Source organism: Flavobacterium sp. LC2016-01, assembly GCF_009711135.1.
In the GTDB taxonomy this organism is placed as follows: domain Bacteria; phylum Bacteroidota; class Bacteroidia; order Flavobacteriales; family Flavobacteriaceae; genus Flavobacterium.
On record NZ_WMIC01000001.1, the window covers coordinates 61,742 to 81,462 of the forward strand.

The following is a 19,721-nucleotide window of genomic DNA, read 5'->3' on the forward strand; positions in this document are numbered from 1 at the left end:
ATATCTTTTTAACTTTCAACAACTATGCCTTTTTTCTAATTTATTTAAGGAGCAGAAACGGATGTTTTCATAAGAACCTTCAGTCCCGCTTTCGCCTTTATCTCTCCGTTCCACTGCGAGGATATCGGCTCTATCGGGGCTAGATTAGTTCATTTTGTTTTTCATAAGAATATCACTCTCTTTCAGCAATCGTCAAATTCCCATTTACACTTAAAATAATCACATTTTTGCTTTTAGGACTCACTAAAATATTGGCTTCATCTTCATATAAAAATGAAATCCAGTATTTACAAATCAAACTCCATGTAGTTTCTATCCCAGAAAATTTGTTCCAAAAAAAGAAGACAGGGTCTTCATCTTTCCAGTCTAGTAAAGGTTTTATATTTTCTTCGAATGCTTCAATGATATTATTGTTCCAGTCCTTTTGCCAATTATACTCTTTTTTAATCTCATTTTTTATTTTCCAATCTTTGAGGTCATTTACAAGCATCAGGTGATGCTTGGTTTCTGAAACATATTCATTCCAAAGTTGAGAACAATAGTGATCTGTTAAAGCTTTTATTTGAGGTTTGTCAGTAACAGTTAAAACTGGGTAACAATATTCTTTTTCAAAATAATAGAATTTTTCCAGAGCTTCATATTTATTTATACTCTTTTCCATTAAAAAGCAGTTTAGAGGTTTCAGTTTTTATCGTTTTTTTAGAAATACAATCACCATTTTTAAAGGCGCTTTTTGTTTGGAGAATCTTTGTTTTTACAATAAGATTACTAAAATTATTGGTCTGCAGTTTATCAATATCAATAGCCGAATTGCTTTCTTCAGATTCTCCATCACAGTTAGTGTCCCATTCTCCGCCATATTGTGAAATGGTATAATTATGAAGCACTGGTTTTAATACATTTTTATTGATAATATACAACGATAAGATGCTTTCGCTGTAAGGATTCGGATGACTTTGGTTGCGATAATTTACTCTGATTCCAAAGGCTCTTGTACTTTTGTTTAAGAGGTACAAACCTGTATCAATCGAAATGTCTGTTAAAATTACGGCATCTGAAGTCCAAGCATTAGGTTCCATAAATTTATAGATTATTTTCCCCGTCGTATTATCGATCATCAGTATATAAGCGTCTAATACGAAATAATCTTCGGCAACTTCAGAAGCATATTTTGGAATAACTAATACGCTTTTAGCTTTATCATATGGCAGCACTTTTTCAGTAAAAAGTTCCAAGTCTATTTGACTTTCTTTTAGTTTAAGCTGTCTTAAAACGGAATTTAGATGATCTGTATTTTGCGAAAATGAAAACTGTGCACAAAATAGTAAAGCGAAAAGATACTTTTTCATTTTTTTGACTTGCAGGAATTAGGCATTTAATTCGTTAGAAATTTTTTGATCAAAACAATCTGTCCCAAATGATAATAACTATGTTCAATCATAGCTTCGATATTTCTTTTGTATGTTCCGTATTTGGCATCCACAAAAACGTCATCGATTTTTTCATCGTTCATTTTTTCAATCAAAAGAGCAAATTCTTCAGCATCATTCCAAAATTTAGTTAGAAAAGTATCCCATTGTTCTTGCGAATGAATGGGAGGGAAGTCAAAACTAAATTGATCTTTTATATCCAGTGTTCCGCCTTTAAAGACTTGATTTATTCCGGTGATATAATAATGAATATGCTGTGCCAGAACTGCAATTGTATTTAAATTTTGAATCGGACTAACCGCAATTTTCCAGTCTAGATTTTCGAGCTGGTCTTTAAAATTGGTATTAGCAATCCAAGTCCCGTTTAAGATAACTTCTCTAAACCGATTGGCAATTTCTATTGTATTTTTCATCGTTAAATAAATTTATATGGAAAAAATCAAAATACTAATATAAAAAATTACGCACAAAAAAACTCCAGTTTTATTGGTTATTGAACATTTTGTTTATTTTCGATATCATTCCCGTTATGTTCGATTTTTAGAATCCAGAAAGCAAATTTTGAATATTCGATCTCAATCGAGTCGTCAATATTTATAAGTTCATAAGTTCTTTTTGTAACCTCATATTTTGGGATATCTTTTGAATCGAATGCAATAAAATAACTGCTGTTTTTTCGTATCGTGTAATATTTGTCAATTACTTTAAAAGTGCTTACAATTTTAATTTGTGCTGTAAGGTCATTTTTTGTTACGCTTAGCCTTTTTAAAGAAAATGCTAATGCAATGATAGTTAGTATAATAAAAACAAAAATGAAGATATTTAATATCGTAAACAAAGAATCTTTATCACTAAGTCCCCAAGCCCAAAGTGCAATAAATGCAGGAAAAACAAAAAAGTAAATTTTTGTTTTTTTACTTTTCTTTTTATGGTTTTAATGTCTTTATCCGTTATTTGAGCTTCGGTTTGATTCATTTTTTTAGGAAGTGTTTTTTGGCTAAAGCTTCTTTAGGACTTATTTTATAAATCTCTAGCTAAAGCTGGAGGCAATTGAAATTAAATATTGGCGGTTGGAATATTTTTCAAATAATGCGCTTGCAAAACTGCTCTTCATCTTTTGTATCTATTACAATTGTATGTGCCCAAATATCACCAAGTCTTTGATTGTATTTGGTGTTTTTAATTAATAAAATTCCAAATATTCCAAAGAACCAAATATCGAACATATCCAATAAGTGTCTTTTAAATGATTGTCCAATGGTTATACTGGAATTGTCATTATCTCGAATCGAAACAACTTGTAAATCAAACATTAGATTGCCAAGAGTGCCTCCAAATTTCAATTCAAAACCAACCAAATAACCAAACCATATTAATGCGTTTAGAAATGCTGGAAATCCATTTAGCTGATATCCGTTATCGATCTTTTTTCCAAAATAAATAAACATAACCGTGGTCATTCCGATTAACAAAGTATAATCGACTAAGCCCGCAAGCATTCTTTTTCTAAGATTTGGTTTTGTAACTATTTTTTCTTGATTCATATGCTTGTTTTTGTAAGCCTTATATTGATTTTAATTTTTCAATTTGTCTTTTGTGTCGCAAAATATGTACAATAGCATGTTCCATTAGTTGTTCGATATCATAAAGCTGTCCCCAGCCCGTTTTTATTTTTAATGAATCATCATATTGTTCTAATTCCTCGTCTTTAATTTCTCTGAAAATACTTTCAGTAAAGTCAAAAACATTCTTTAGGTCGTTCAAATATTCGGCAATAGTTAAGTGAAAAATTTTTTCTGGCCGTTGAAGATTATGTCCTTTCAGATTTTGAATACTTATAGCATAGCTGTAGCCAGAACTTACAACATGAGATAGAATGGTCTGTACCGATTTACAATCTTCGTTTGTTGTTTTTTCGTCTATAATGTTTGTCAAAGCATTATCAGGAATGTTTTTAATCACATTCTGAAGATCTAAAATTGCTTGTTCGTAAATGTCGAGTAATGCACCAACTGCACCTTTTCTATTCATTTTTGGAATTGTTGTTTACTGCAAAAGTGCCTCAATTTTAGCTTCTGATTTTTCTCGTAAAGCGCTGTCTGGACGAAAACTCCAAATAATCAAAAATTTGCCTTTAGCGACATATTCTTCTGGATGTTCATCAGTTGGCTGACCGTCTTTTCCCCACAATAATCCTTGCAGAAAACGATCGCCTTTAAATACGTGTTCAAATTCAAAATACATGATAGAACCGCGGTCGCCTTTACTTCTAAAATTTTGAATGGCTTTGCTTTTTACAGTTCCAACAATGTTGCTGTACGTTTCAATATCGTTATAAAAAGTGCAGGCTTGAGGCGTAATGCAGATATTACCGTCATTAAAAGTATAAGCTTTTGGAATTTCTTTAGGTTTTAATTTTAAATCAGCGATGGTTTGGCTGAATAAATTTGTGGTAAGAAATAGGAATAATGCCGACAGGGGAATCGTAATTTTCATGGTTTTTGGGGTTTAGTTTATTATGTTGATTGATCTATTTAATCAAACTTGAAAATAAAACATTCTTATTATCTAAATACTTTTTAATTTCCTTAAACGGAATAATTATTTCAGAAACATATTCTCCAATTTGATCTCTTTCTTCGTTCATATTTAAATTTTTATCCGTGATATTAACTGTGAAAGTAATGCCTTCAGAATTGAAGTGAGAAAAATTTGAGGAATCAATTTTACAATTTATTTTATTAAAATTATAGGTGGGCTGTTCAAAAGCATCCTGATAACTAGCTAATAAATCGCCAAAACCATTAGCTATTATTTCCTTATAATTATTTACGATTTCTTTTTTATGACCATTAGCATAATTGAGAACTGCTTTGTTAAAACCACTCAATTGATTAATTGGAACTAATAATTTAAAATCGATTAATTCCATCTTAGTCAAATCAATATTTAGAAATTCATTGTATGGTGATCCTTTATCTCTGCCATCATTTAATTCAATATTGTAAACAAGAATCTTATTTAAGCATACAATTTCCGTCGAAAGACTTCCAGATTCATTATTAAGTTGCCTTTCTTCAGACAATTTTTGATACGATTTTGACTCAGCATCTAAAGTGAAAATTTTAGAAAGATCAAGATGATCAACCCAATTTTGAAATGTTTTGTTCTCTTCAGAATTATCAAAAATAGAATCGGGTTTATGAAATGATATGCTGTTATTTTTTAGGTTTAGTTCTAAAAGATATTCACTGTTTTTTAAAATCAACTTGTTCAGCACATCAAGACGCTTTCCGTTTTTATCAGAAAATAATTTTATTGATCCATTTTTAAATGTGTTTTTCTCTTTATAGTAATAATTTTTAAACTTTAAATCGGAGCAATTGAGATTGTTTTTCTGAGAATAACTAAATGTATTAGCTAAGAGAAATACAAAAGCCAAAAGCTTTTTATGTTTTTTAGAAGAAAAAATCATCTTCTAATTTTCACCTGATAAACGATTTCCCAAAAAATAATTGAAAACACGGCATTTGCAAAGATTGCAGTTTTAACCTGATACGGATCATAATCTATTACCAAATGTAAATTGGTAAATTTTAAGGCCAAAAACAGTGACAAAGCAGCAATAGAGATCGAGCAGATTATATTAAGCAATACATTCCATTTTAAAGCCACGAAAGCATAAATTAAGTTGAGAATGGCAAAACCACAGCCTAAAGTTTTATAAGGATCTGTTTTTAATTTTTCTCCAACAGTAAGTAAAATAGTAGTTGTTGTAAGATATAAAAAGAAGAGAATGGAGTAAAAAAGAATTCGTACTTGTGGTTTCATTTTGTATGTTTTTAATAATGACATTTTTCTACACGAATATAATATTAAATGCGGTATAAAATTGGGAAGTCTTCAAACAGAATTCAACAATTTTTGATTCCAGTTTTTTGGATTGATTCTTTATCAAAAAAAATTATGCTGATATTTTATCTGTATCATTTTCATCTTCTAAAATATAATTAGAAGGCGTTTTTCCTAAATGCTTTTTGAACATAAAAATAAAAGCGCTGGCCGTTTCATAGCCTAAATCTAAAGCGATTTCTTTTATGGATTGTTTTTCGCCTAGTCGTTTAATGGCTTCGATTAGTTTTAAACGAGTACGCCAATCACTAAAATTCATTCCTAATTCCTTGATAAATAAGCGTGATAATGTTCGGCTGCTCATAAACGAAAGTTCGGCAAAATGATCAATGGTATGTTTGCTCGCCACATCGTTTAATAAAAGCTCGACAACTTTTTGTAATCTTTCATTATTTGTCGTCGGTAAAAAAGTAGCACTTGGTACAATCTGAGCCAATTCATCCAGAAAAACCGCGATGATTCTTCGTTGTGAATCGGTTAAATTTCCATTGGTTCCGAAAGAAATAATTTTGAAAACCAGCTGTTTTAAAAACATCGGAATATCAAAAGAAAAACTGTTTGTTGGCAATCCTTCGGTCGCAGACGGATCGATAAAAACGCTGTAGTAATTAACGTCTTTCTGAAAAGTAACCTGATGTTCGACACCGCCCGGAAGCCACAACCCCTGCAGCGGATTTACAACCCAAATATGGTTGCCAACCACAACATGCATGACACCGCGCGTAGCATAAATAAGCTGCGCTCTGGGATGCGAGTGCGAAATACACATTTCATTGTTTACCGTTTCGGTATAACCTATAACAGGTATCGATGGATCAACTTGGTATCCATAATCCTGTGCCATTCGATATGTCCGAATCTGATTATTCATTGTCCAAATATAGCAATTTTGACATTATAATTTATTTCAATTTTGTAAAAAAATAATACAGCTGTTATTTTTAAAATGAAGATTAACCTAAAAACAACTCATGGAAACCGTTAAAGTACAACCAGAAGTAATTAAAAAAACAACGTATTCAATACTTTTTATAATCAGTTTTTCGCATTTAATTAATGATCTTTTACAAGCTGTAGTTCCGTCAATTTACCCGCTTATTAAAGAAAATTTCGGACTGAGTTTTTCTCAAATCGGAATTATCACTTTTACCTATCAAATCGTTGCTTCAATTTTACAGCCTTTTGTGGGAATGTATACGGATAAAAATTCAAAACCCTATTCGCTTATTATTGGAATGTGTTTCACCATGACCGGATTATTTCTGGTGTCTATTGCTTCTAGTTTCACTTTTCTATTATTATCAGTAAGTTTAATAGGAATAGGATCTTCAATTTTTCATCCAGAATCTTCGAGAGTAGCACATTTGGCTTCGGGCGGTAAAAAAGGATTGGCGCAGTCTATTTTTCAATTGGGAGGAAATGCCGGAAGTGCCATCGGACCTTTATTGGCAGCCTTTATTATCATTCCGCACGGACAAAGTTATGTGGCTTGGTTTTGTATTATCGCTTTAGTCGGAATTTTTGCTTTGTACAAAATTGCGCTTTGGTACACGGAACATTTGTCTGAAAGAAATGCCAATAAAGCAGCGCATAAAATCGAAACACATCATTTGTCAAAAAACAGAGTGATTGGTTCTTTGATTATTTTATTGGTTTTGATTTTCTCTAAATATTTTTACATGAGCAGTATTACGAGTTATTATACGTTCTTTTTAATTGATAAATTCCATATTTCGATTCAGCAGTCTCAAATCTATTTGTTTTTGTTTTCTGGAGCCGTTGCAGCAGGAACCTTAATTGGCGGACCAATTGGCGACCGTGTTGGAAGAAAATATGTAATCTGGGTTTCAATTTTGGGCGTTGCTCCATTTACCTTGATGTTGCCGTATGTGTCTTTATTTTGGGTCGGAACTTTATCTGTCATTATCGGATTGATTCTTTCTTCGGCATTCTCTGCAATTCTAGTTTACGCAACCGAATTATTGCCAGGAAAAGTGGGTTTAGTAGCCGGTCTTTTCTTTGGATTTGCATTCGGAATGGGAGGTTTAGGTTCAGCAGTTCTAGGAAAAATAGCCGATGCAACAAGTATAGAATATGTTTTCAAAATTTGTGCGTTTCTGCCTTTGATTGGGATTATTACTGGTTTCTTGCCAAATATTGAGGGAAAGAAGAAAGTTTAATTCTTTTAAACACATAGAGACATAGGAATTGGATTGTCTTGAAAAAGGAATTTCATTTGTTTAAAACACACATAGCTTTCTGGATTGGAAAATTATGTGTGTTTTTTTATTGTGATTAGTGCGATTGTTGGGGTCATGTATGTAAAGTTTATGAAATACTTAACCCCTGAATACTCTTGAGGATAATTGAACCTTTGACAATTTATTTGTAAATTTCTAAAGATGGAAATTTAACTTTTAAAGTGTCTAAATCTCTTTTAGATTTATCAATTAATTCAACTTTCCTGTCTTTTTTAAAGTAAATCTCTCCAATATATTTAATTTTTCCTTTTTCAATCTCAAAAGGTATATTGATTGTGTCTGTTTGAATTGTAAAATTTTGAACACCTTCTCTAGTCGTTCTGATTGCATAAAATTTATATTTTCCTTTCGGTTTTTCGATTTTGAAATAATAAATAGCTTTTTCACCATCAAAAAAATCCGGTTTGAAATGCATATAAACTGTTTGTGAAGGAATTATTTTGATATGGTTTTCTTTTGGGCTATCGAGTTTTTTAATATTAGAATAGAAAAAATAATAACTATTATCAATTGTTGACCCGGCTTTATCAAATGCGAGTGCTCCAATTGATATGCCATTGTCGTTTTCAAGATTTAGTTTTTTGGGAATGTTTTTCGAAGGTAAATTTGCTACTGAACAAGAATTTAGAGTCAGTAAAATTAATGCCAGTATTTTTATGAAGTTTTTTTTCATAGAATTATTTGTTTGGTTTAAGGATTATAATTTTTTAATTAACTTTTGTAAATGAGCCATAGATGACTTAAGTATTCCAATAAAGTTGTCTAAAATAGTTATTTTTTATTGTAGATGATCAAATGTGTTTTTTTTGTCTTACAGAATACTTTTTAAAGATTAGGATAGAGACGATACTATTTTGTGAAGTGAAATTAAACGAAAGATATAACAGAAAGTACTGTGTGAAGGGAATACTTAAATTGTTTAGACTTTAAATCCCAATTATCAGTAATCTTGTCATTTAGAAGAAGGAGAAATCTTCGTAAGTTGCTCTACAAAGATTGGAAACATTCCTGATAAATATCTTCCCTCCATTTTGTAAAGAGATCAATTAAAACAAAAAATGATTTTTCAGAAGAGTTTTCAGATTTTGGTTTTTTCAACAAATTTCCTATTCGGATATTATGTGATTTACCCAAATGATTAATAACGTAATCCTGATTAGCTTGATCTTCCAAAAATATATCAGCGTAATAATGTTTTAATGCAAAATTATCTATTTTTTGTATTTCTAAAATTATGCTCTTAATCTCAGCAGGTATTTCACATTCAAATTGTTTTTCGAATTTTTCCATATTTTTATCACGAAAATGTAAGCGAACTTTACATTCAAAAATGATGTCGATATAAATCCCTAAACTCAACAATCTTTCTGACCAACCATCAAAATGATCATAAGAAAGAATATAATCTTCATTTAATTTGAAATTTCCTGTTGAAGAGTCTATTTTGCGTATATTAAGTACTTCAAAATTCATTTTGGAGGTTTCAGAAGTTTAGACGGAAGATATTAAATTATTTTTAGTATTGATTAAATTCATCCATATTCTTGTCACTTAGATGGTATTCAAGAGATGAATGTATGCCCTCGTGAAGGGATAAAAGTGGTAAAATCTCTTTGTAGGGATTTGAATTTTTTTCGACTTCGCTCAGCCTGACAAAAAGATAAAGAAATAAATCTGTTTAATCTGCCTAATCCGCGAGAAACAAAAAAAATCCCGCCTCAATTAAGAAACGGGATTAAATAGATATTCTCTTTTTTTTTATTTTTAAACTGTTGCAGCAATTTCTTGTGGCAACGGAATTTGATTTTTAAGTAAATCTTCGAATGTCTCAGCTTGGCGAATTAAGATTCCCTGACCGTTCATCCATAAAACTTCGGCTGGTTTGTATCTTGAATTGTAGTTCGAAGACATTGAGAAACAATATGCTCCAGCGTTTCTGAAAGCTAAAATATCGCCTTCAGTAATTTCAGAGATTCTGCGGTTATTGGCAAAAGTATCTGTTTCGCAAATGTATCCTACAACTGAGTAAAAACGCTCTTTTCCTTTTGGATTAGAAATGTTTTCAATATAATGTGAAGAACCGTAAAACATCGGACGGATTAAGTGGTTGAAACCACTGTCGATTCCGGCGAAAACTGTTGAGGTTGTTTGTTTTACTACGTTTACTTTTGCTAAGAAGAAACCTGCTTCGCTCACCAAGAATTTTCCTGGTTCGAAAATCAGCGTTAAATCTCTTCCATATTCTGCACAGAAAGCATTGAATCTTTTAGATAATTTTTTACCTAATTCTTCGATGTCTGTTTCGATATCATCTTTTTTGTAAGGAACTTTGAAGCCGCTTCCGAAATCTAAGAATTGTAGATCTTTGAAATGTTTAGCCGTATCAAACAAGATTTCAGCAGCATACAAGAATACTTCGATATCTAAAATATCAGATCCTGTGTGCATGTGAATTCCAACAATACTCATTTTTGTATTTTCAACAATTCGCAATATATGCGGAATCTGATGCACAGAAATTCCGAATTTACTATCAATATGTCCAACAGAAATATTAGCATTTCCACCCGCCATTACGTGTGGATTGATACGAATACATACTGGAATATGTGGATGTTTTGTTCCGAATTGCTCCAGAATAGATAAATTGTCGATATTGATTTGGACACCCATTGCGGCAACTTCTTCAATTTCTTCTAAAGAAACTCCGTTTGGTGTAAAAAATATTTTTTCAGGATCATAGCCAGCATGAAGTCCTAACTGAACTTCCTGAATTGATACAGTATCTAAACCAGACCCCATGTTCTTTAATAACTGAAGAATCGCAACGTTTGACAATGCCTTCATGGCGTAATTAACTCTTAAGTTTTCTACCTTAGAGAAAGCTTTAGTTAACCTGTTGTACTGAGATTGGATTTTTTCGGCATCATAAACATATAATGGACTTCCAAATTGGTCTGCTAACTGCAGTAAATCTTTTGCTTGCATTTTTAAATCATTTTGGGCAAAGTTATTACACTTTTGAGTAACTGCAAATTAATTGTAGAAAAATAACAAATTATAACAAATTGTTTATTTTTAAACAAAAAGTTGCTTATTTCGGATTTTTACAACTAGAAATTAGATACAAATTGGTAAATGCCCAAAGATACAAAGTTTTTTTGCCACGAATTCACGAATTTAACTCATTCTTAAATGTAGTTGAAATTATTTTTTTGCCACAGATTAAACTGATTAGATGGATTTTTTTGTCCCAATTTTTAAAAGAAGCCAAATATTTGAATTTAGCCCCGATAGAGGCGGTATCCTCGAATCCCGATGGCTATCGGGAGGAGAGATAAAGCCGAAAGCGGGAACCATGTTTATTAAAATGCCAATTGTGATGCTTCAAAAAAACAAAACCCCTGAATTATTAATTCAAGGGTTTGCTAGTAGTTATGTTGTTTATAGGAATAAAGATTAAATAAAATGCAAGGAAAAAAAACTTAGAACCTTAGCATCTCAGCATCTTAGAACCTAAAATTATAGGCTAGGTAAATCTCCTTTTCCTTTAGTAGGCAAGTTTGTAGAGCCCATTAAGAACAAATCTACCTCTCTTGCTGCTTCGCGACCTTCTGAAATAGCCCACACGATTAATGATTGTCCTCTTCTCATATCACCTGCAGTGAAAATGTGAGGAACATTTGTCTGATAATTATGCGCTTTGTAGTTGCTTCTGAAATCAATTTCCAAGCCTAATTGCTCGCTTAATGTTTTCTCCGGACCTGTAAATCCAAGAGCCAATAAAGCTAAATCGCAAGGCCAGATTTTCTCAGAACCTTCTTTCTCGATTAATTCTGGACGCTGACCTGGAGTCATTTTCCATTGTACTTCAACCGTTTTTAATCCAGTTAATTCGCCTTTATCGTTAGAAATGAATTCTTTCGTATTGATTAGCCAGTTTCTGTCACATCCTTCTTCGTGAGAAGAAGATGTTTTTAACTGCAACGGCCAGAAAGGCCAAGGAGTTGACTCGCTTCTTCCAACTGGAGGTTTTGGTAAAATCTCAAAGTTAGTTACTGATTTTGCTCCGTGTCTGTTTGAAGTTCCAACACAGTCAGAACCTGTATCACCACCACCAATAACGATAACATCTTTACCAGTTGCTTTTACCTGATCTGGAATTGATTCTCCGTATAAAACTTTAGTTTGCTGTGTTAAGAAATCCATTGCCTGAACAACGCCTTTGCTTTCGATTCCTTTAGTTGGTAAACTTCTTCTTTCTGTTGCTCCTCCGCATAAAACGATAGAATCAAAAGCATTTAATTCTGCTACGCTGAAGTTTACACCAACATTTACGTCAGTTTTGAAAGTGATTCCTTCTGCTTCAAGGATCGCTACACGTCTGTCGATAATTCCTTTTTCTAATTTGAAATTCGGAATTCCGTAACGTAATAAACCTCCAATTGCATTGTCTCTTTCAAAAACAGTAACGGTGTGTCCCGCTCTGTTTAATTGCTGTGCTGCAGCTAATCCTGCAGGTCCTGAACCAATAACAGCAACAGTTTTACCCGTTCTCTTTTTTGGTGGCTGCGGTTTGATCCATCCTTCAGCAAAACCAATTTCAACAATGTTTTTCTCAATGTTTTCGATAGAAACTGGATCTTTGATGATTCCTAATACACATGATTTCTCACATGGAGCAGGGCATAAGCGTCCTGTAAATTCAGGAAAGTTATTAGTCGATTGTAAAATCTCTAATGCACTCTGCCATTCTTCCTGATGTACCATGTCGTTGAAGTCAGGAATTAAATTTCCTAACGGACAACCACTGTGGCAAAAAGGAATACCACAATCCATACATCTTGAACCTTGTTCTTTTACTTTATCTTTTGCTAATGGAATAGTAAATTCGTTGTAGTTCGAAACACGTTCTGCTACTGCTAAATTACTTTCATCGGCTCTGTTATATTCTTTAAATCCGCCTATTTTACCCATGACATTTTAAATTAAATTCCAATTTCTTTAAGTTCCAAATTCCAATTTTTTATTACTATAGGCATTGATGTTGCCATTGGAATTTGGAATTTTATTTTTTGAAATTGATTTTTATCCAGCTATTAATTCTTCTATTTTTTTCTCTTCTGCAATTCTTTGTAATGCTTTTTTGTAATCAGTTGGCATTACTTTTACGAAGTGCTGTTGTTGGTTTTCCCAGTCTGCTAAAATTCTTTTTGCTAATGGACTGCTTGTGTACAATGAATGATTTTTGATCAATTTTCTTAGTTTCGTAACGTCCTCTTCTTCCAATGGATCGAATGCAACCATTTCCATGTTACATACTGTCGAGTCGAATTTTTTATTTGGATCGTAAACATAAGCCACACCACCGCTCATACCAGCTGCGAAGTTTCTTCCTGTTTTTCCTAAAACTACTACTGTACCACCGGTCATGTATTCGCATCCGTGATCTCCAATTCCTTCAACAACTGCTGTTGCTCCAGAATTTCTCACACAGAAACGCTCTCCGGCCATTCCATTAATATAAGCCTCTCCGGTAATAGCTCCGTAAAGGGCAACGTTTCCAATAATGATATTGTCTTCAGGTTTGAAGGTTGCAGTAGGAGGTACTTTTACAATTAATTTTCCTCCAGAAAGACCTTTTCCTAAATAATCATTACAGTTTCCGTGAATTTTAAATGACAATCCGTTTGTTGCAAAAGCACCAAAACTTTGTCCGGCAGAACCTTCAAAATCAACTAAAATAGTGTCATCAGGTAATCCTTGTGCGCCGTAGATTTTTGAGATTTCGTTACTCAAAATCGCACCTACAGAACGGTCTGTATTTTTAATTTTAAAAGTTACTCTTGTTTTTTCTTTTCTATAAATAGACGGAATCGCTTCTTTGATGATGTCAAAATCCAATACATTTTCAAGTTGGTGATCTTGAGTAGTAGTATTATGATTTGGCTCTGTTTTCGCTTTTTCCGGTTTGTATAGAATTGATGACAAGTCTAAACCATTTGCTTTATAATGTTTGATGGCTTTGTTCACATTTAATTTTTGTGACTGGCCTACCATTTCTTTTAAAGTTCTGAAACCTAATTGCGCCATGATTTCTCTTAACTCTTCAGCAATGAAATACATGAAGTTGATTACGTGCTCTGGAGTTCCTTTGAAATTTTTTCTCAATTCAGGATCCTGAGTTGCAATACCAACTGGGCAAGTATTTAAGTGACAAGCTCTCATCATGATACATCCAGAAGCTACAAGCGGTGCAGTTGCAAAACCGAATTCTTCAGCTCCTAATAAAGCTGCGATGGCAACGTCACGACCAGTTTTCAACTGTCCGTCACACTCTAAAACTACACGGCTTCTTAAATCATTTAAGATTAAAGTTTGTTGCGCTTCAGCTAAACCAAGTTCCCATGGAATACCTGTGTGCTGTAACGATGTTAAAGGTGCAGCTCCCGTTCCTCCGTCATAACCAGAAATTAAGATAACGTCAGCTTTTGCTTTGGCAACACCGGCAGCGATGGTTCCAACTCCAACTTCAGAAACTAATTTTACGTTAATACGAGCTTCACGGTTTGCATTTTTCAAATCGTAAATCAACTGAGATAAATCCTCAATTGAGTAAATATCGTGGTGAGGAGGAGGCGAAATCAAACCTACATAAGGTGTAGAGTTTCTAGTTTCAGCAATCCAAGGCACTACTTTTTCTCCAGGTAACTGCCCACCTTCTCCAGGTTTTGCTCCTTGAGCCATTTTAATCTGGATTTCTTTAGCGTTTGTCAAATAGTTGATCGAAACACCAAAACGTCCTGATGCAACTTGTTTGATTGCAGAGTTTCTAGAATCTCCGTTAATTTCTTTCTGGAAACGTTTTGGATCTTCTCCACCTTCTCCAGAGTTACTTTTTCCGCCAATTCTGTTCATTGCAATCGCTAAATTCTCGTGTGCTTCTCTAGAAATAGATCCGTAAGACATTGCACCCGTTTTGAATTTCTTTACAATTTCTGTCCAAGGTTCTACTTCATCAATAGAAATTGGATCTAAGTTGTTGAATTCAAATAAACCTCTAATCGTCATTAAGTTTGAGCTTTGCTCGTTAACGGCATTTGAGTATTCTTTATAACTTTCTGGGCTGTTTAAACGAACCGCTTGTTGTAATTTAGAAATAGTAGTTGGGTTAAACATGTGTTTTTCACCGCCACGTCTCCATCTGTAAATACCTCCAATTTCAAGAGAAAGCAAACTTGCCACTTTTGAATTTGGGAAAGCTTTTTGGAAACGTTTTTTTACTTCTTTTTCTACTTCCATTAAACCAATTCCTTCAATTCTTGATGGAGTGTAAGGGAAGTATTTAGATGTGAATGTTTTGTTTAAACCTAAAATCTCGAAAATCTGAGCAGCTCTGTATGAATGTAAAGTAGAGATACCAATTTTGTTCATGATTTTTACGATTCCTTTTGCAATCGCTTTGTTGTAGTTTACAACTGCATAATCCGCTTTTACTTTTGTAATGAAACCTTTTTCAACTTGATCGTGAATGATTTCATTTACCATATAAGGATTGATTGCACTTGCACCATATCCGAACAATAAAGCAAAATGATGAGGCTCTCTCGGTTCAGCAGATTCGATGATGATTCCGAATTTAGAACGAACCTGTAAAATGTTCAAAGAGTGGTGAATATAAGAACAAGCCAATAACATTGGGATTGGAGCTAACTCTTCACTTACACCTCTGTCTGAAAGAATGATAATGTTGCATCCTTCTTCAACTGCTTTGAAAGTAGCCTGAACACATTTTTCAAGCGCACGCTCTAAACCGTTAACTCCTTTTTCTATTTTATATAAAGTAGAAATAGTAGCCGATTTGAAATCTGCGTGATCGATATTTCTAATTTTATCCAAATCCTCATTAGAAATAACCGGATTTTGAATTTTAAGTTTTTTGCATTGTTTAGATGCGATTTCGAAAATATTGAAATCTCCTCCAATTGCTAAACTGATATCAGTAATAATTTCTTCACGAATACCATCCAACGGTGGGTTGGTAACCTGAGCAAATAATTGTTTGAAGTAATTATACAACAACTGAGGCTGTTCTGATAAAACGGCCAAAGGAGTATCGTTACCCATAGAACTGATTGCTTCAGCTCCGTCACTTCCCATTGGATTGATGATTGTTTTTAAATCTTCAATTGTGTAACCAAACAAACGCTGTCTTGTCAAGAAATCTAATTTTTCAACAGGAGTAGGGTTGTTTGTGTAAGGAACTTTTGCAAGTGGCAATAAGTTTTCGTCAACCCATTGTTGGTACGGACGTTTTGTTACAATGGCTTTTTTAACCTCTTCATCTTCAATAATACGGCCTTCGTTCATATCAACCAAGAACATTTTTCCTGGCTCTAAACGACCGTGCTGAATTACATCTTCTGGATCAATGTCTAATACACCAATTTCAGATGACATAATAACGAATCCGCTGTGTGTTAATGTATAACGAGAAGGACGTAATCCGTTTCTGTCTAGTAAAGCACCAATTACGTTTCCATCTGTAAACGGAATAGAAGCAGGACCATCCCAAGGCTCCATAATACAAGCATTAAACTCGTAAAATGCTTTTTTCTCAGGAGACATTGTCTGGTGTTTTTCCCAAGCTTCAGGAACTACCATCATCATCGCTTCTGGCAATGAACGGCCTGTCATTAATAAAAGTTCAATAACCATATCCATAGAAGCAGAATCTGATTTTCCTTCTAAGATAATTGGGAATAATTTTTTGATATCATCGCCAAAAACTTTGCTTTCCATAAGCTCTTCACGAGCACGCATACGGCTAACGTTTCCGCGAAGTGTATTGATCTCACCGTTATGACACATGTATCTAAACGGCTGCGCTAAGTCCCAAGATGGGAATGTATTTGTAGAGAAACGCTGGTGTACAAGTGCAAGACGAGTCACCAAGTCTGGATCTTTCAAATCTATATAATAACGGCTGATGTCTTCCGGCATCAATAGACCTTTATATATTATAGTAGTTGTCGATAAACTAGTAAAATAAAACATATGGCTTTCAGAGGTTTTAGATCCTCTTACGGCATGTTCAGCAATTTTTCTAGCTGCAAAAAGTTTTGCATTAAATTCTTGTTCAGTTAAATTCTGTCCGTTTTTAGAAACGAAAACTTGTTTAACTGTTGGTTCTTTTTCTGCGGCGATTTGCCCTAAATTTTCAACGTCAACAGGCACATCTCTCCAACCTAAAACCTTTAAGTTTTGGTCTTTGATAGTTGCTTCAAATGCATTAATACAAAAAGAAACCTGGTTCTTGCTTTTTGGTAAAAAAACCATTCCTACTGCATACTCACGCGTTTCAGGGATTTCAAAGTCACAAACTTTCTTAAAAAAATCATGAGGGATGTCGAATAAAATTCCAGCCCCGTCTCCAGTTCTTCCATCAGAACTAACGGCACCACGATGTTCCAATTTAATTAAGATGTCTAATGCTTTGTGAATAATATCATTTGACTTAATACCATTCAAATTACAAATAAATCCTGCACCACAATTGTCGTGTTCAAATTCAGGCAAATAAAGCCCTTGTTCTTTAACTTTCATTCTTGATATTTTTTCTACAAAAATAGAGATTTCGTTAAACATAATGTAGTGAAATTATAATTTAGCTTACATTTTTACTGTAATATTAGAAAAAGGCTTCTTAAATGATAATAATATTATATAAGGCATTGCGAAATGATAAAATCATAATAACATTTAAATAATATTAGGAAAAATCGGCGTCAAGCCCATAATTCAATAGGTTTTTTTGTTAAATATCAAACGATATAGTGATTTTGTGTTAACTTTTTCGATGCAATTCGTTAACGATTAATTTGCTTTGAAAAAGAATCTGTAATTAATAACAAATTGACTCATTTTTTAATTGGAAAAAGATTTTACTATTAAGTTGAATTTTGCTACTTTTGTCGCACTTTTATTCTGAAATAAATTCAGAACCAGACAAATTCTATATTATGAACATACACGAATATCAAGGAAAAGAAATTTTAGCAAGTTACGGAGTACGCATTCAACGCGGAATTGTGGCTAACAATGCGGTTGAAGCTGTAGCTGCTGCAAAACAATTAACTGCCGAAACTGGTACAGGATGGCACGTGATAAAAGCGCAAATTCACGCAGGTGGACGTGGAAAAGGCGGTGGAGTTAAACTAGCTAAAAATTTACAGCAAGTTGAAGAAATTGCAGGACAAATTATCGGAATGCAGTTGATTACACCTCAAACTTCTGCTGAAGGTAAAAAAGTAAACAAAGTTTTAGTTGCTGAAGATGTTTACTATCCTGGAGAAAGCGAAACTTCTGAATTTTATGTTTCTGTTTTATTAAATAGAGCTACAGGACGCAACATGATTATGTATTCTACTGAAGGTGGAATGGATATCGAAGAAGTTGCTGAACATACTCCACACTTAATCTTTACTGAAGAAGTTGATCCTAATGTTGGATTACAAGGTTTCCAAGCTAGAAGAATTGCTTTCAATTTAGGTCTTTCTGGAAATGCTTTCAAAGAAATGGTTAAATTCATCGATGCACTTTACAATGCTTACATTGGTTCTGATGCTTCTATGTTTGAAATCAACCCAGTTTTGAAAACTTCAGACAATAAAATTATGGCTGTTGATGCTAAAGTGAATATCGATGATAACGCTTTATACAGACAACCAAAATATGCTGAAATGAGAGATATCCGTGAGGAGAATCCAATCGAAGTTGAAGCTAAAGAAGTAGGCTTGAACTATGTTGACCTTGACGGTACTGTAGGATGTATGGTAAACGGAGCAGGTCTTGCAATGGCAACTATGGATTTAATTAAATACGCTGGTTTTGAGCCTGCTAACTTCCTTGACGTAGGAGGAACTGCTGATGCTAAACGTGTTGAAACTGCTTTCAGAATTATCTTGAAAGATCCAAACGTAAAAGCTATTTTAATTAACATCTTCGGAGGAATCGTTCGTTGTGACCGTGTTGCTCAAGGTGTTGTTGATGCTTACAAAAACATGGGTGACGCTATCAATGTGCCAATTATCGTTCGTTTGCAAGGAACAAATGCTGAAATTGCAAAAGAATTAATTGACAACTCTGGTATGCCAATCTTATCAGCTGTTCAATTCCAAGAAGCTGCTGATCAAGTTAAAGCTGCTCTTTCTTAATTAAATAAGAAATCAATTTATATAGAAAATCCCTCCGATACTTCGGAGGGATTTTTTTTTGGAATCGATTTAACCGCAAAGAACGCAAGGATTTTATTGTAGGATTTTGTATAAACGCAAGTTCGCAAAGCTTTATCTTGACAGCTTTGTGAACTTTTAAGAATATAGCCCGTGGTTTCAACCAAGGAGACACAATGTATATCGCACAATTTGGAACTCCTGAGCGCTCTCCCAAGCGTTCCCGCGGTTGAAACCGCGGGCTATATTTAAAAATTGGACTTGTGTTAGGGTATTTTTTAAAACACAAAGTTCGCAAACCTATATTCCATATAGCTTTGCGAACTTTGCGTTTTATATAAAGTCTTAGAAGTAAAAAACCTTGCGCCCTTTGCGGTTAAATTATTTTTTATTCTTACCGTTTTTGTAAACCACTTTTTCTACCACCTGAATTTTTGGTGTAGCTGGTTTTTTCTTAAAAGGTTTTTTAGCTGCCGTACCAGTTTTAGAAGGGGCTTTATCACCTCTTGCTCTTTCTGAATCTTTCGGTGCCGCTTTAAATTCTGGTCTTTCTTTTGAAGTTTCTTTCTTCGGAATTTCAGCTTTATGCTTTGCTAAAACATCATTTGGGTTTTTAGGATTTTCTTTTGTTCCTCTTAAATGAATTACTAATCCATTCAAAAAGTTACGCAAAACCTGATCACCGCATTCCATGTAATTTTCATGATCTTCAGCTCTGAAAAAAGCACCTAATTCTGATTTTGAAATTCTAAAATCTACTAATTCTAAAATTTCAACTATTTGGTCGTCACGGAGCATCAAAGCCACGCGAAGTTTTTTAAGTATATCGTTATTCGTCATTGTTTAATTTTTTACAAAGGTACGGTTTAAAAGCAAAGATTTGG

At 33.5% G+C, this 19,721-nt stretch carries 18 protein-coding genes and 1 pseudogene; 3 read left to right on the plus strand and 16 right to left on the minus strand.

Annotated elements, in window-relative coordinates; genetic code table 11:
- Window positions 1–172: 172 nt before the first annotated feature.
- From GKZ88_RS00270 to GKZ88_RS00315, 10 genes are all read right to left on the minus strand, one after another.
- Entirely contained in the window at window positions 173–661 is a 489-nt protein-coding gene (locus GKZ88_RS00270) for a DUF2947 family protein (protein WP_155100403.1), read from the minus strand.
- Window positions 642–1,349, minus strand: a complete 708-nt coding sequence (locus tag GKZ88_RS00275; RefSeq protein ID WP_155100404.1) for a hypothetical protein — start codon at window positions 1,347–1,349, stop codon at window positions 642–644. The genes GKZ88_RS00270 and GKZ88_RS00275 overlap by 20 nt, the downstream gene beginning before the upstream one ends.
- A 26-nt stretch (window positions 1,350–1,375) precedes the next feature.
- Window positions 1,376–1,843, minus strand: a complete 468-nt coding sequence (locus GKZ88_RS00280) for a DUF1572 domain-containing protein (RefSeq protein WP_155100405.1) — start codon at window positions 1,841–1,843, stop codon at window positions 1,376–1,378.
- A gap of 77 nt (window positions 1,844–1,920) precedes the next feature.
- Entirely contained in the window at window positions 1,921–2,268 is a 348-nt protein-coding gene (locus tag GKZ88_RS00285) for a hypothetical protein (RefSeq protein ID WP_155100406.1), read from the minus strand.
- Window positions 2,269–2,512: 244 nt separating this feature from the next.
- The gene (locus tag GKZ88_RS00290; protein WP_155100407.1) at window positions 2,513–2,974 is read right to left on the minus strand and encodes an RDD family protein; all 462 of its coding nucleotides are present in this window, start codon (window positions 2,972–2,974) and stop codon (window positions 2,513–2,515) included.
- A 19-nt stretch (window positions 2,975–2,993) separates the two neighbouring features.
- The gene (locus GKZ88_RS00295; protein WP_155100408.1) at window positions 2,994–3,461 is read right to left on the minus strand and encodes a DinB family protein; all 468 of its coding nucleotides are present in this window, start codon (window positions 3,459–3,461) and stop codon (window positions 2,994–2,996) included.
- A 15-nt stretch (window positions 3,462–3,476) separates the two neighbouring features.
- Window positions 3,477–3,926, minus strand: coding sequence for a hypothetical protein (locus tag GKZ88_RS00300; protein ID WP_155100409.1), 450 nt, complete (start codon window positions 3,924–3,926; stop codon window positions 3,477–3,479).
- 34 nt (window positions 3,927–3,960) lie between these two features.
- Window positions 3,961–4,905, minus strand: coding sequence for a hypothetical protein (locus tag GKZ88_RS00305; RefSeq protein WP_155100410.1), 945 nt, complete (start codon window positions 4,903–4,905; stop codon window positions 3,961–3,963).
- A complete protein-coding gene (locus GKZ88_RS00310) occupies window positions 4,902–5,261 on the minus strand; it encodes a hypothetical protein (protein WP_155100411.1) in 360 nt (119 codons plus the stop codon). Before GKZ88_RS00310 ends, GKZ88_RS00305 begins: the two co-directional genes overlap by 4 nt.
- A gap of 133 nt (window positions 5,262–5,394) precedes the next feature.
- A complete protein-coding gene (locus GKZ88_RS00315) occupies window positions 5,395–6,213 on the minus strand; it encodes a helix-turn-helix transcriptional regulator (protein ID WP_155100412.1) in 819 nt (272 codons plus the stop codon).
- A gap of 100 nt (window positions 6,214–6,313) precedes the next feature.
- On the opposite strand from GKZ88_RS00315, the gene GKZ88_RS00320 reads away from it, so the two are divergent.
- On the plus strand, window positions 6,314–7,522 hold the full coding sequence (locus tag GKZ88_RS00320) for an MFS transporter (protein WP_155100413.1): 1,209 nt from the start codon (window positions 6,314–6,316) through the stop codon (window positions 7,520–7,522).
- A 202-nt stretch (window positions 7,523–7,724) separates the two neighbouring features.
- On the opposite strand, the gene GKZ88_RS00325 is transcribed toward GKZ88_RS00320, so the two are convergent.
- The 3 genes and pseudogenes from GKZ88_RS00325 to lysA form a co-directional block, all read right to left on the minus strand.
- Window positions 7,725–8,276 (minus strand): hypothetical protein, encoded by a 552-nt coding sequence (locus tag GKZ88_RS00325; RefSeq protein WP_155100414.1) that lies wholly within the window; start codon window positions 8,274–8,276, stop codon window positions 7,725–7,727.
- A 314-nt stretch (window positions 8,277–8,590) separates the two neighbouring features.
- Window positions 8,591–9,076 carry a hypothetical protein gene (locus GKZ88_RS00330; protein WP_155100415.1) on the minus strand — a complete coding sequence of 162 codons (486 nt, stop codon included), beginning with the start codon at window positions 9,074–9,076 and terminating at the stop codon, window positions 8,591–8,593.
- 291 nt (window positions 9,077–9,367) lie between these two features.
- Window positions 9,368–10,594 (minus strand): annotated as a pseudogene (gene lysA, locus GKZ88_RS00335) (diaminopimelate decarboxylase); the annotation flags it as partial.
- 247 nt (window positions 10,595–10,841) lie between these two features.
- On the opposite strand from lysA, the gene GKZ88_RS00340 reads away from it, so the two are divergent.
- The gene (locus tag GKZ88_RS00340; protein WP_155100417.1) at window positions 10,842–11,066 is read left to right on the plus strand and encodes a hypothetical protein; all 225 of its coding nucleotides are present in this window, start codon (window positions 10,842–10,844) and stop codon (window positions 11,064–11,066) included.
- 59 nt (window positions 11,067–11,125) lie between these two features.
- Here GKZ88_RS00340 and GKZ88_RS00345 read toward each other — a convergent pair whose 3' ends face one another.
- Both GKZ88_RS00345 and gltB read right to left on the minus strand, forming a co-directional pair.
- Window positions 11,126–12,580: a glutamate synthase subunit beta gene (locus GKZ88_RS00345; protein ID WP_155100418.1), complete on the minus strand. Its 1,455-nt coding sequence runs from the start codon at window positions 12,578–12,580 to the stop codon at window positions 11,126–11,128.
- A 111-nt stretch (window positions 12,581–12,691) separates the two neighbouring features.
- Window positions 12,692–17,209 (minus strand): glutamate synthase large subunit, encoded by a 4,518-nt coding sequence (gene gltB / locus GKZ88_RS00350; protein WP_155100419.1) that lies wholly within the window; start codon window positions 17,207–17,209, stop codon window positions 12,692–12,694.
- A 416-nt stretch (window positions 17,210–17,625) separates the two neighbouring features.
- On the opposite strand from gltB, the gene sucC reads away from it, so the two are divergent.
- Window positions 17,626–18,819, plus strand: coding sequence for an ADP-forming succinate--CoA ligase subunit beta (sucC, locus tag GKZ88_RS00355; protein ID WP_155100420.1), 1,194 nt, complete (start codon window positions 17,626–17,628; stop codon window positions 18,817–18,819).
- A 399-nt stretch (window positions 18,820–19,218) separates the two neighbouring features.
- Here sucC and GKZ88_RS00360 read toward each other — a convergent pair whose 3' ends face one another.
- Window positions 19,219–19,677, minus strand: a complete 459-nt coding sequence (locus GKZ88_RS00360; RefSeq protein ID WP_155100421.1) for a DUF1456 family protein — start codon at window positions 19,675–19,677, stop codon at window positions 19,219–19,221.
- Between the last annotated feature and the right edge of the window lie 44 nt (window positions 19,678–19,721).

Bases quoted from the DNA above. Each gene is read 5' to 3' on its own strand.
- GKZ88_RS00270 (WP_155100403.1), bottom strand. From the start codon at position 661: ATGGAAAAGAGTATAAATAAATATGAAGCTCTGGAAAAATTCTATTAT.
- GKZ88_RS00275 (WP_155100404.1), bottom strand. From the start codon at position 1,349: ATGAAAAAGTATCTTTTCGCTTTACTATTTTGTGCACAGTTTTCATTT.
- GKZ88_RS00280 (WP_155100405.1), bottom strand. From the start codon at position 1,843: ATGAAAAATACAATAGAAATTGCCAATCGGTTTAGAGAAGTTATCTTA.
- GKZ88_RS00290 (WP_155100407.1), bottom strand. From the start codon at position 2,974: ATGAATCAAGAAAAAATAGTTACAAAACCAAATCTTAGAAAAAGAATG.
- GKZ88_RS00295 (WP_155100408.1), bottom strand. From the start codon at position 3,461: ATGAATAGAAAAGGTGCAGTTGGTGCATTACTCGACATTTACGAACAA.
- GKZ88_RS00300 (WP_155100409.1), bottom strand. From the start codon at position 3,926: ATGAAAATTACGATTCCCCTGTCGGCATTATTCCTATTTCTTACCACA.
- GKZ88_RS00305 (WP_155100410.1), bottom strand. From the start codon at position 4,905: ATGATTTTTTCTTCTAAAAAACATAAAAAGCTTTTGGCTTTTGTATTT.
- GKZ88_RS00310 (WP_155100411.1), bottom strand. From the start codon at position 5,261: ATGAAACCACAAGTACGAATTCTTTTTTACTCCATTCTCTTCTTTTTA.
- GKZ88_RS00315 (WP_155100412.1), bottom strand. From the start codon at position 6,213: ATGAATAATCAGATTCGGACATATCGAATGGCACAGGATTATGGATAC.
- GKZ88_RS00320 (WP_155100413.1), top strand. From the start codon at position 6,314: ATGGAAACCGTTAAAGTACAACCAGAAGTAATTAAAAAAACAACGTAT.
- GKZ88_RS00325 (WP_155100414.1), bottom strand. From the start codon at position 8,276: ATGAAAAAAAACTTCATAAAAATACTGGCATTAATTTTACTGACTCTA.
- GKZ88_RS00330 (WP_155100415.1), bottom strand. From the start codon at position 9,076: ATGAATTTTGAAGTACTTAATATACGCAAAATAGACTCTTCAACAGGA.
- GKZ88_RS00340 (WP_155100417.1), top strand. From the start codon at position 10,842: ATGGATTTTTTTGTCCCAATTTTTAAAAGAAGCCAAATATTTGAATTT.
- GKZ88_RS00345 (WP_155100418.1), bottom strand. From the start codon at position 12,580: ATGGGTAAAATAGGCGGATTTAAAGAATATAACAGAGCCGATGAAAGT.
- gltB (WP_155100419.1), bottom strand. From the start codon at position 17,209: ATGAAAGTTAAAGAACAAGGGCTTTATTTGCCTGAATTTGAACACGAC.
- sucC (WP_155100420.1), top strand. From the start codon at position 17,626: ATGAACATACACGAATATCAAGGAAAAGAAATTTTAGCAAGTTACGGA.
- GKZ88_RS00360 (WP_155100421.1), bottom strand. From the start codon at position 19,677: ATGACGAATAACGATATACTTAAAAAACTTCGCGTGGCTTTGATGCTC.